This is a genomic window from Sphingomonas segetis (assembly GCF_009720245.1).
Classification (GTDB): Bacteria; Pseudomonadota; Alphaproteobacteria; order Sphingomonadales; family Sphingomonadaceae; genus Sphingomicrobium; species Sphingomicrobium segetis.
Genome location: NZ_WJSQ01000093.1, coordinates 1 through 10,544 on the forward strand (window position 1 = coordinate 1; position 10,544 = coordinate 10,544).

The 10,544-nt window shown below is 66.5% G+C and carries 11 protein-coding genes; 4 read left to right on the forward strand and 7 right to left on the reverse strand.

All coding sequences use genetic code 11. From position 1 onward, the window contains the following. On the reverse strand, positions 1-169 hold a 169-nt coding region (locus tag GH737_RS16085; protein ID WP_420853442.1), incomplete at its 3' end, for a DUF6481 family protein. 198 nt (positions 170-367) lie between these two features. Continuing rightward, positions 368-2,206, reverse strand: a complete 1,839-nt coding sequence (lepA, locus tag GH737_RS09825) for a translation elongation factor 4 (RefSeq protein ID WP_155264649.1) — start codon at positions 2,204-2,206, stop codon at positions 368-370. Positions 2,207-2,308: 102 nt separating this feature from the next. Between lepA and GH737_RS09830 the strand changes: the two genes are divergently transcribed. After that, positions 2,309-3,523 carry a hypothetical protein gene (locus GH737_RS09830; RefSeq protein ID WP_155264650.1) on the forward strand — a complete coding sequence of 405 codons (1,215 nt, stop codon included), beginning with the start codon at positions 2,309-2,311 and terminating at the stop codon, positions 3,521-3,523. Positions 3,524-3,532: 9 nt separating this feature from the next. Here GH737_RS09830 and GH737_RS09835 read toward each other — a convergent pair whose 3' ends face one another. The 4 genes from GH737_RS09835 to GH737_RS09850 form a co-directional block, all read right to left on the reverse strand. Then, the gene (locus tag GH737_RS09835; RefSeq protein WP_155264651.1) at positions 3,533-3,820 is read right to left on the reverse strand and encodes a hypothetical protein; all 288 of its coding nucleotides are present in this window, start codon (positions 3,818-3,820) and stop codon (positions 3,533-3,535) included. Positions 3,821-3,870: 50 nt separating this feature from the next. Continuing rightward, a complete protein-coding gene (locus GH737_RS09840; RefSeq protein ID WP_155264652.1) occupies positions 3,871-5,214 on the reverse strand; it encodes an APC family permease in 1,344 nt (447 codons plus the stop codon). 70 nt (positions 5,215-5,284) lie between these two features. Next, entirely contained in the window at positions 5,285-6,343 is a 1,059-nt protein-coding gene (locus GH737_RS09845; RefSeq protein ID WP_420853441.1) for an NAD(P)H-dependent flavin oxidoreductase, read from the reverse strand. Then, positions 6,340-7,584, reverse strand: coding sequence for an aspartate kinase (locus tag GH737_RS09850; protein WP_155264653.1), 1,245 nt, complete (start codon positions 7,582-7,584; stop codon positions 6,340-6,342). Before GH737_RS09850 ends, GH737_RS09845 begins: the two co-directional genes overlap by 4 nt. A 44-nt stretch (positions 7,585-7,628) precedes the next feature. Between GH737_RS09850 and ubiG the strand changes: the two genes are divergently transcribed. Beyond that, positions 7,629-8,348, forward strand: coding sequence for a bifunctional 2-polyprenyl-6-hydroxyphenol methylase/3-demethylubiquinol 3-O-methyltransferase UbiG (gene ubiG, locus GH737_RS09855; protein ID WP_155264654.1), 720 nt, complete (start codon positions 7,629-7,631; stop codon positions 8,346-8,348). Positions 8,349-8,503: 155 nt separating this feature from the next. Next, positions 8,504-9,541 carry a rod shape-determining protein gene (locus tag GH737_RS09860; protein WP_155264655.1) on the forward strand — a complete coding sequence of 346 codons (1,038 nt, stop codon included), beginning with the start codon at positions 8,504-8,506 and terminating at the stop codon, positions 9,539-9,541. Here the strand turns inward: GH737_RS09860 and GH737_RS09865 are convergent. Then, complete coding sequence (locus GH737_RS09865) at positions 9,538-10,209, reverse strand: glutathione S-transferase family protein (RefSeq protein ID WP_155264656.1); 672 nt, start codon at positions 10,207-10,209, stop codon at positions 9,538-9,540. The two genes, GH737_RS09860 and GH737_RS09865, sit on opposite strands and share 4 nt — an antisense overlap. Before the next feature lie 146 nt (positions 10,210-10,355). Between GH737_RS09865 and GH737_RS15800 the strand changes: the two genes are divergently transcribed. Next, positions 10,356-10,544, forward strand: a 189-nt coding sequence (locus GH737_RS15800; RefSeq protein ID WP_230558746.1) for a hypothetical protein, incomplete at its 3' end; no start/stop codon positions are given.

Sequence of the window (10,544 nt, forward strand, 5' to 3'; positions counted from 1 at the left end):
TCGCCGCCGCCCGCTCCGCCTTCGCGGCCTCGCGCTCCTCGGCGGCCGCCTGGCGCTCGGCGGCGGTCTTCTCGTCGACCGGCGGCTTGGCGCGATATTGCTCCAGCGCCTTTTTCTTGGCCTCGGCGGCCTGGCCGGCGCGGTCCTGGAATGAGTTCTTGTAGGTCATGGGGTGGGTCGTCTTTCTGATTGGGTGTGGCGCCTCTCTAACGGGAGCTAGTAGAGGAAGGGACCGTCACGAAGTAAATTCGTGACGTCGGACGGGTTCGGCTCACTTGAGGCTCGCCGCCCCGCCGGCCGGGAGTTCCGCATCTCTTCGACGTAAGCTCGCGTCTGCTTCGCAGAGCGCTCCCTTACGCTCGGTGCTTCACTCCTCCCCCATTCTCAACGCAGCAATAAACGCCTCCTGCGGAATCGATACTGAGCCATACTCCCGCATGCGTTTCTTCCCCTCCTTCTGCTTTTCGAGAAGCTTGCGTTTGCGGGTGGCGTCCCCGCCGTAACACTTGGCGGTGACGTCCTTCCTGAGCGCAGCAATGGTCTCTCGTGCAATGATCTTGCCGCCGATCGCGGCCTGGATCGGGATCTTGAACAGGTGGCGGGGGATGAGATCCTTCAGCCGCTCGCACATGCCGCGGCCGCGGGCCTCGCTGTTGGCGCGGTGGACGATCATGCTCAGCGCGTCGACCGGCTCGCCGTTGACCAGGATGCTCATCTTGACGAGGTCGCCCTCGCGGTGGCCGATCTGGTGATAGTCGAAGCTGGCGTAGCCGCGGCTGATCGATTTCAGGCGGTCGTAGAAGTCGAACACGACTTCGTTGAGCGGAAGCTCGTAGCGGAGCATCGCGCGGGCGTGGCTGCCGGTGCCGACGTAGCTGAGGTCCTTCTGGATGCCGCGGCGGTCCTGGCACAGCTTGAGGATCGCGCCGAGATATTCGTCGGGGACGTAGATGGTGGCGTCGATCCACGGCTCCTCGATGCGCTCGATGCGGTTGGGGTCGGGCATGTCGGCGGGGTTGTGGAGCTCGATCACCTGCGCGGGCTCGTTTTTCGAGTGCGAAAGGTGGATCTTGTAGACGACGCTCGGCGCGGTGGTGATGAGGTCGAGGTCGTATTCGCGCGTCAGCCGCTCCTGGATGATCTCGAGGTGGAGCAGGCCGAGGAAGCCGCAGCGGAAGCCGAAGCCCAATGCCGCGCTGGTCTCCATCTCGAAGCTGAACGAGGCGTCGTTGAGGCGCAGCTTGTAGAGGGAGTCGCGGAGTTTCTCGAAGTCGGCGGCGTCGACCGGGAACAGGCCGCAGAAGACCACCGGCTGGACGAGCTTGAAGCCGGGCAGGGCTTCCGCCGCCGGCCGCTTTGAGTCGGTGATGGTGTCGCCGACGCGGGTCTCGGCGACTTCCTTGATCTGCGCGGTGATGAAGCCGATCTCGCCGGGGCCGAGCTCGCCGAGCTGCTCGATCTTGGGGCGGAAACAGCCGACGCGGTCGACCAGGTGCGTCGTTCCCGCCTGCATGAACTTGACAGCCATGCCCTTGCGGATCGTGCCGTCGATCACGCGCACCAGGATGACGACTCCGAGATAGGGGTCGTACCAGCTGTCGACGAGCATCGCTTTGAGCGGCGCGTCGGCGTCGCCTTTGGGCGGGGGGATTCTGTCGACGATCGCCTGCAGGACTTCGCTGATCCCGGCGCCGGTCTTCGCGCTCGCCGGGACCGCGTCCGACGCGTCGAGGCCGATGATCTCCTCGATCTCCTGCCGCACCCCCTCGACGTCCGCCGCGGGGAGGTCGATCTTGTTGATCACCGGCACGATCTCGTGGTCGTGCTCTATCGACTGATAGACATTCGCCAGCGTCTGCGCTTCGACGCCTTGCGCGGCGTCGACCACCAGCAGCGCGCCTTCGCAGGCGGCGAGCGATCGCGAGACTTCGTAGGCGAAATCGACGTGGCCGGGCGTGTCCATCAGGTTAAGCTCGTAGGTCTCGCCGTCGGCCGCGATCCATTGCAGCCGCACGGTCTGGGCCTTGATCGTAATCCCGCGCTCGCGCTCGATGTCCATGTTGTCGAGCACTTGCTGGTTGCCGCTCATCTCGCGGTCGGTGAGCCCGCCGGTCGCCTGGATCAGCCGGTCGGCAAGCGTCGACTTCCCATGGTCGATATGGGCGATCACGCTGAAATTGCGGATGTTCTTCTGTTCCGTGGCCAATGTGTTCGATTTCGCTCAATTTGCGTTTGCAGCGCGCTAGCAGAGCCTTGAAGCTCTTGCGAGCTTGGCGGATAGTGGGTGCGCAACAGGGGGTGTTGGCATATGAACAAGTTCGCGTTTCTCACAGCCTCGGCGGCGCTCGTCGGGGCAGGGGCCTATGCGGCGGCGCCGGCCAAGAAGGCGGCGAGCCCGCCGCCGCCGATCGCGACCTACTGGATGGACGTTGCGACGCAGAGCGGAATGGGCATGGGCATGAGTGGCGGCGGGGCCAAGCCGGACATGAGCCAGATCATGGCGATGATGAACGGCGGCGGCGCGCCGATGCACATGCTCGACCTCAGGCTTGCGTCGAAAGAGAGGCCGGCGGCGGCGCCACAGGCCGATCATTTGATCCCGCCCGGGCTGCAGATGGGTGCGAGCCTGCCGCTGCTGACGCCGGTACGCGAGCAAGCAGCGCCGCAGGCGCCAGGCATGCCGACACAGTTCCAGCGGCCCAAGGGACGGATGCTGATTTACTGGGGCTGCGGCGAGCACGCCGGCGCTGGCCAGCCGACGGTGATCGATTTCTCCAAGATGGAGCCGGGCAAGGTGCCCCCAGGCATGGCGGCGATGGCGAGCATGGCGCACGTCCAGTCGGGCCCGCATAGCGCCCCCGGCTTCGGCCGCTGGCCCAATGAGAAGGACAGCCGCCAGGTGCCGGTGAGCGGGTCGCTGCTTGGCGGCCACAAGGTCGAGGCCAATTATGCGCCGCCGATCGCGTTCAACCTCGGCGCCGGACAGGATTTCATGCCGGGGCTCGGCCTGCACGAGGCGGGCGCGCTGCCGTCAGGCGCCTCGCGCCTCGCGTGGCAGCCGGCGTCGAACGCGACTGGCTATGCGCTTGCGATGTTCGGGGCCAACGGCGACGGCGACGTCGTCATGTGGAGCTCGGCGAAATCGGCGCAGATGCCGGCGATGGATTATCTCGCGCCGAGCGAAGTAAGGCGGCTGGTCGCGTCCGGTGCGGCGCTGCCACCGTCGGCGAGCGAATGCGTCCTACCGACCGAAGTCGCCGCCGCATCTCCGACCGGCATGGTGATGATGATCGGCTACGGCCCGGAAGCCGATTTCACCGACAATCCGAAGGCGCCGAAATGGGCGACGAAGGTGCGCTACAAGACGACTGCATCGCTGATGCGCGGGCTCGGCGGGATGGGCGGATATGCCGGCAACGAGGCCGCGCAGCGGCCGCAGCAGGCCGAGCCGCAGCAACAGCAGCAGAAAAAGAAGCGAAGGGGTCTCGGGCTCGGCGACCTCCTCGGCGTTGTCCCGCACTAGCCTCCGGACTTAGCCGAGGAGAGTAGCTCCGAGGCCGGCAAGGGCGACGCCGCCGAGGAGCAGTGCCACGCGGCGGCGCAGCCCGCGCCGCCAGCGGTCGTATGCGGGAATGTCGATGTAATAGCGGTCGGGCGCCGTCTCGACGATCACGCCGCGCCGGACGAGCCGCGCCAGCATGCGGCGTTGAAATGGCCGGTCGGGAACGAAGTGCACCGCGTCCTTAGCGCTTACCGCGTTGTTGCTCATCAGGTGCGAGGTCACTTTCCTCATCGCGACGGCGACTGCTGCGGTTGCCACTCTTTCCTCCTAAATTCGTCCGTAGGCGCTGCAGCTTGCCGCAGCGATGCTCAGGCCGCTGCTGCCGCCGCGCCCTTACGGGACTGGCCGAAAATCGAATAGAGAAGTGCAATCGCGGCCACCAGTGCAAAGCCTTCGAGGCTGTGCAGCGGGTCATCGTAGATCAGGGCTGCGAGCAAGGCCGAGTTGACGCCGATCGCGAGAACAGCGGGGATCGGGAAGAGCGGCATACGGAAGGGGCGTGCCAGGTCCGGCTGTTTGCGCCTGAGTTGGATCGCGGCGGCGTTCACCACGATGAACATCGAGACGGTGAGCGCCACGCTGGTCGCGACGAGGGCCTCGTATGTGCCGGTCGCGGCAAAGGCGCCCGAGAGCAGCACGCTTGTCGTGAGCGCCGGGCGCGGCGTGCCGCTCGCCGCGACATGGGTGAGCTTCGCCGGCAGGAGCTGCTGCCGAGCCAATGCGAAGGACAAGCGCGCCGATTTCATGGTCATCAGGTTGGTGATCGCCGCAACCGAAAGCACTCCGAACACGGTGAGCGCGATCTCGCCATTGCTGCCGAGCACGACACGCGCCGCATCGGCAGCTGCCAGGTTCGATGTGGCCATTTGCGCTGGCGCAAGGACATGGAGCAAAGCCGCGTTTACGAGGACATAGAGCACCGCCACGCCGGCGATGCCGATGGCCATCGACCGCGGCAGCGTCCTTTCGGGGTTCTGGAGCTCTTCGCAGAAATAGACCGCGTCCTGCCAGCCGTTGTATGTGCTCAGGATGACGCGCATCGCGGCGGCAATGGCCGCGATTCCAACGACAGTGCCCGCCGGCCCGACCTGTGGACCCGCGGCGCTGCTTCCCGGATGACCGAAAAGCAGCACGACAAACCCGAGCAGCACCACGCCTTTGATCGCGGAAAAGAGGATCTGGCTCGCTCCCGAGATCCGCGTTCCGGTCCAGTTCACGATCCAGAACAGGGCAAGGACGAGAACCGCGATGACCGGAGTGCCGACGTTCGGCCACACTCCCAAGCGGTGGAGAAACTCGGCGACGACCGTGGCAAGATACGCGTTCGCGATGATCAGGACGAGCCAGCCGGCCCAGCCGACCGCCAGCCCCGCCCCGCTTCCGAACGCGCGCCTGGCGAAATCGTAAGGCCCGCCGGCGCAGGGGATGGCCGTCCCGAGTTCGACATAAGCGAGCGCGTTTAGCCCGGCGACCAGCGCGCCTGCGACCCAGAGAGCCATGATCAGCTCGGGCGAGGCGACCGCGCCGGCGACGATGCCCGGCGTACGGAGGATGCCCTGGCCGACCATCCCGCCGACGACGGCGGCAAGGCCGAAGGCGAGCCCGAGAACGCGCAGCAGTTGTGCGTGTGAATGGGTGGCCGTGGTTGTCATGCTGACGCCCCCTCAGCGGGACGAGCTTACCGCCGGTTGATCGATCAAGCGACTCAAAATCTGCGGAAGATCAGCCCCGGCTCTCCAGCGCTGCGGCGGCCTCGCCGACCAGCTCCTGGAGGATGGCGGCGACGGGCTCTTCTCGGGAGACCATGCCGACTGACTGGCCGGCCATTACGGAACCGGTTTCCACGTCGCCGTCGATCACCGCTCTGCGGAGCGAGCCGGCCCAATAATGCTCGATCTGGAGCTGGGCCTCGGCCATCTCGACGTTGCCGCGGTCGAGCAGGTCGGCGACCTCGCGCTGCTTGGCGGCGAACTTTTCCATTTCCCGGTTCTTGAGCGCGCGGACGGGGATGACCGGCAGCCGCGGGTCGATTTGCACCGACAGAACGGCGTCGCGGGCGGAGGCGCGAATGAACGCTTTCTTGAAGTTGGGATGGGCGATGCTCTCGGTGGCGCAGACGAAGCGGGTGCCGAGTTGGACCCCGACCGCACCCATTTCGAGATAAGCGGCGATCGCTTCGCCGCGCCCGATCCCCCCGGCGATGAAGACGGGAATGTCCTTGCTGACGTTGGGCAGGATTTCCTGCGCGAGGACCGAGGTCGAGACCGGGCCGATATGGCCGCCTGCCTCCATCCCTTCGATCACCAGCGCATCGACTTTCGAGCGCATCAGCTTCTTCGCCAGGGCAAGCGCGGGCGCGAACGCCATCAGCTTCGCGCCGCGATCCTTGATTTTGTCCATCGCCCACCCGGGCGGAAGACCGCCGGCGAGCACAACATGGCCGACATCGTGCTTCGCGCAGACGTCGATCAGCTCGGCGAGTTGCGGGTGCATGGTGATGAGGTTGACGCCGAACGGGCGGCTCGTGCGCGTCTTCGTCTCCGCGATTTCGGTGTCGAGCAGCTCGGGAGTCATCGCGCCGCAGGCGATCACGCCGAAGCCGCCGGCGTTGGAGATCGCCGAGACAAGGTTCCGCTCGGAAACCCAGCTCATGGCGCCGCCCATGATCGCGACCTCGCAGCCGAGGAACTCGGTGCCGCGGTGCATCAGCTCCTTCAGCCGTTGGTGCCCGGCTGTCGGATGGACCGCACGCGGCTCGGCGATCAGCCCCTCGCCGCTCATGCCGACTGCCCACGATCAGACGGCGCATCCAGACCGAAGGCGCTGTGGAGCACGCGGACCGCGAGCTCGAGCTCGGCTTCGGCGATCAGCGCGCTGACCTTGATCTCGCTGCTGGAAATCGCGAGCAGGTTGATCTGGCGCTCGGCCAGCACGGCGAACATTTTTGCGGCAAGCTGGGGGTTGGAGCGGATGCCGACGCCGACGATGCTGACCTTCGCAACCGCATCGTCGGTGACGAGCTGGTCGTAACCGATGTCGCCCTTATCCTTTTCGATCGCCGCCATGGCTTGAGCGAGGCTCGCGCGCGGAACGGTGAAGGTGAGGTCGGACGCACCGCTGTCCGGCGTCGCCGCGTGAACGATCATGTCGACCCCGATGCCCGCGTCGGCGACGGGCCCGATCGCCGCGGCGACGGTACCCGGCCTGTCCGGAACGCCGGTCAGCGTGATCCGCGCCTCGTTGCGGTCGGCGGCGATGCCCGCGATAAGGTTTCTTTCCATCCGGTCTCCTGAAAGCTCCGCGACAATGTCCGTGCCGGACTTGTCCTCGAACGCGGACAGCACCCGCAAGGGCAAATTCTCGCGCATCGCGAGCCCGACCGAGCGGACCTGGAGCACCTTGGCTCCGACCCCTGCGAGCTCGAGCATTTCCTCGAATGTCACCTGGTCGAGCTTGCGCGCGCGCGGCACGATCCTCGGGTCGGTGGTATAGACGCCATCAACGTCGGTGTAGATGTCGCAGCGGTCGGCGTTCACGCCCGCGGCGAGCGCGACCGCCGACGTGTCGGAACCGCCGCGCCCGAGCGTCGCGAGGCGCCCATCGGTAGAGACACCCTGGAAACCCGGGATCACCGCGACGGTGCCGCCCGACAGTGCCTCGTCGAGCAGCGCGCCCTCGATCGCCTCCACCCGCGCATTGCCGTGCACGCCGGAGGCGCGGACGAGCTGCCAGCCCATGAAGCTGCGCGCCGTGAGCCCCATCGCCTGGAGGGTCATCGCGAGGAGCCCCGCGGTGACCTGCTCGCCGGACGCGACGACCACGTCATATTCGGTCGGGTCGTGGAGCGGCGCGGCCTCGCGGCACAGCTGCACCAGCCGGTCGGTCTCGCCCGCCATTGCCGAGACCACGACCAGCACCTGGTTGCCGGCCTCCGCCTCGCGGCGGACGCGTCCGGCGACGTTGCGGATGCGCTCGATGCCCGCCATCGACGTGCCGCCGAATTTCATGACAATGCGGGGCACTCATGCTCCTTGGGCTTCGTAGCGCGGACTGTTAGGAGGCGGGCATGGTGCAGACAAGCATCCTGCCGGAGGAAGCGGAGCGGTTCGGTCGGCTGGCGACCGACTGGTGGGTCCCGGATGGCCGCTCGGCGATGCTGCACAAGCTCAATCCCGTCCGACTCAAATATCTGCGCGACCAGATCGACCAGCACTGGCAATGCGACGAGTGCAGCCGCAGGCCGCTCGAGGGGAAGACGGCGCTCGACGTCGGCTGCGGCGCCGGGCTGCTGGCAGAGCCGCTGGCGCGGCTCGGGGCGACGGTCACCGGCATCGATGCGTCGCCCGAAGTCATCGAAGTAGCGTGGGAGCATGCGAGACGGCAGGGTCTCGAGATCGATTATCGCGGCGGCGACGTGCACGAGCTCGAAGGGCAGTTCGACCTGATCACCGCGATGGAGGTGATCGAGCATGTCTCCGATCCCGCGTCGTTCGTGAAAGCGCTTGCCGAAAGGCTGGCGCCCGGCGGGCTGCTGGTGATGTCGACGCCCAATGCGACCGGCTGGTCGCGGCTGCTGATGATCGCCATCGGCGAAGGGCTCGGGCAGATCCCGCGCGGCACGCACGATTTCGAGCGGTTCATCGGGCCCGAGCGGATAAAGCAGCTGCTGGCCGATGCGGGGCTGAAATGCCTCGACACCGAGGGTATTGCCTGGTCGCCCCGGCGCGGGCTGCACCTCAGCGAGGATTTGCGGCTGAACTATCTGGTTGCCGCCGCGCGCGCTTAAGCCGCGCGCGCTTAAGCCACGGGCGCTTAACGCTTTCCGTTCGCCGCAGAGGATCAACGCCTTGCGTTTAACATGGTTAACGCCACTGCTCGCGAGTCTGCCTCTGTCGTAGACCTAGACTCGAGGATTCGTTTTCAGGCCGGGGGGTCCAGCCAATGCGTTCACCGTTCAGCTTTGCGTCGCGCGGAGTCGCCATCGATCTCGGCACCGCCAACACCGTCGTTTACGTCAGCGGCGTCGGAATCGTCACCAATGAGCCCTCGGTGGTGGCAATGGAAACGGTCAACGGGATCCGCAAGGTGCGTGCGGTCGGCGACGACGCCAAGCTGATGATGGGCAAGACTCCCGGCAATCTCACCACCATCCGGCCGCTGCGTGCCGGGGTCATCGCCGACCTCGAGGTCGCCGAGGAAATGATCAAGCATTTCATCCGCAAGGCGCACGGCGGGCCGAGCCGCTTCTCGCGCGGACCCGAAGTGGTGATCTCGATTCCGTCGGGCGCGACGTCGGTCGAGCGGCGCGCGATCCGCGACGCGGTGACCAACGCCGGCGGCGATCGCGTGTCGCTAATCGAGGAGCCGATGGCGGCTGCGATCGGCGCGGGGTTGCCGGTCGCCGATCCGGTCGGCTCGATGGTCGTCGACATCGGCGGCGGCACGACCGAGGTTGGCGTGATCTCGCTCCAGGGCCTCGCCTTCAGCCGCGCGACGCGGGTGGGCGGCGACCGCATGGACGAGGCGATCACCTCTTATGTCCGCCGCAATTTCAACCTGCTGATCGGCGAAGGGACGGCCGAGCGGGTGAAGCTCGAGATTGGCTCGGCAGTTCGCCCGGGCGACGGGACCGGGCTGACGACGCGCGTTCGGGGCCGCGATGTCGGACGCGGCGTGCCGGCGGAAATCATCCTGTCGCAGGCGCAGGTCTCCGAGGCGCTCAGCGAGCCAGTCAACCAGATCGTCGAGGTGGTCCGAAGCGCGCTCGAGAACACCCAGCCCGAGATCGCCGCGGACGTGATCGACCAGGGGATTACGATGACCGGCGGCGGCTCGCTGCTGCGCGGGTTTGACACGGTGCTCCAGGATTCGACGGGCCTGCCGGTGCGCATCGCCGACGATCCGATGAGCTGCGTCGCGCTCGGTGCGGGACAGACGCTCGAGGACAAGGTGCTGCGCGGAGCGCTCCTGGCAGCCTAGAAATCCACCTTGTCGTAATGTGACGGCGGGACGATCACCTCCATCCGCTCTCCCAGCAGCGGGCGGAAGCAGGGGCGCGACTTCATTACCGCGTACCAGTCCTTGGTCTGCTTGTGCCCGCGCCAGTCGAGCGCGCCGAGATAATCGATCACGCTGAGGTGCGCCGCGGCGGTGAAATCGGCGAGGCTGAGGCCCGGGCCGGCGAGCCAGCGGCGGTGGTCGAGCAAATAATCGAGATAGTCGAGATGCTCCGAAGCGATCCGCATCGCGTCGCGGAGCACGCGCGTATCCGGGCTCTCCCGGCTGACCAGGCGCTTCCTCATCCGCTCGTTCATCAGCGGCTCGACTGCCTCCCGGAACAGCTTGATGTCGAACCATTCGGTCATGCGCCGGATCTCGGCGCGCAAGGGCGCATTGCCGTGGATCATCGGCATCCGATCCACCGTCTCGTCGAGATATTCGACGATCGGCTGCGAGCCGATCAGGGTCACGCCCTGGTCGGGCTCGACCATCACCGGAGTCTCGCCGGCGGGATTGAGGTCGTTGAACTCGTCGCGCTTCTCCCACGGATTTTCGCGCACGAGCTCATGGCCGATGCCCTTCTCGGCGAGCACCAGGCGGACCTTGCGGGAAAAGGGGCAGAGCGGGAACTGGAAGAGCTGCCACATGGCGAGGCAGCTTTAGCGGGGTCAGCGCCTAGGTCTAGCGCCTGGGATAATTCGGATCGGGCATGTTGGCCGCGGCGCGCTCGATCGACTCGCGGGCTTGCTCGAGCCCCTGCATCATGCCGGGCAGCGCGTCGCTGAGCGCCTTCATGCTCTGGGCGATCGCCGGTCTCGCGGCAGCGATCTGCTCGCGCAGGTGGCGATCGAAGTTCGGGTCGTCGTGGGTGAATTTGCCCAGGGGTCAATCTTCTATTCAGTCGTTGGCGGAAGTACTCACGGTTTACCGACCAACTTTCGAAGTGGTCGGTGAAGCCCTCGAAGCTTATGTGAATCCACAC

Bases quoted from the DNA above. Each gene is read 5' to 3' on its own strand.
- GH737_RS09865 (WP_155264656.1), bottom strand. From the start codon at position 10,209: ATGTGGCAGCTCTTCCAGTTCCCGCTCTGCCCCTTTTCCCGCAAGGTC.
- GH737_RS09830 (WP_155264650.1), top strand. From the start codon at position 2,309: ATGAACAAGTTCGCGTTTCTCACAGCCTCGGCGGCGCTCGTCGGGGCA.
- GH737_RS09845 (WP_420853441.1), bottom strand. From the start codon at position 6,343: ATGAGCGGCGAGGGGCTGATCGCCGAGCCGCGTGCGGTCCATCCGACA.
- GH737_RS09840 (WP_155264652.1), bottom strand. From the start codon at position 5,214: ATGACAACCACGGCCACCCATTCACACGCACAACTGCTGCGCGTTCTC.
- ubiG (WP_155264654.1), top strand. From the start codon at position 7,629: ATGGTGCAGACAAGCATCCTGCCGGAGGAAGCGGAGCGGTTCGGTCGG.
- GH737_RS09860 (WP_155264655.1), top strand. From the start codon at position 8,504: ATGCGTTCACCGTTCAGCTTTGCGTCGCGCGGAGTCGCCATCGATCTC.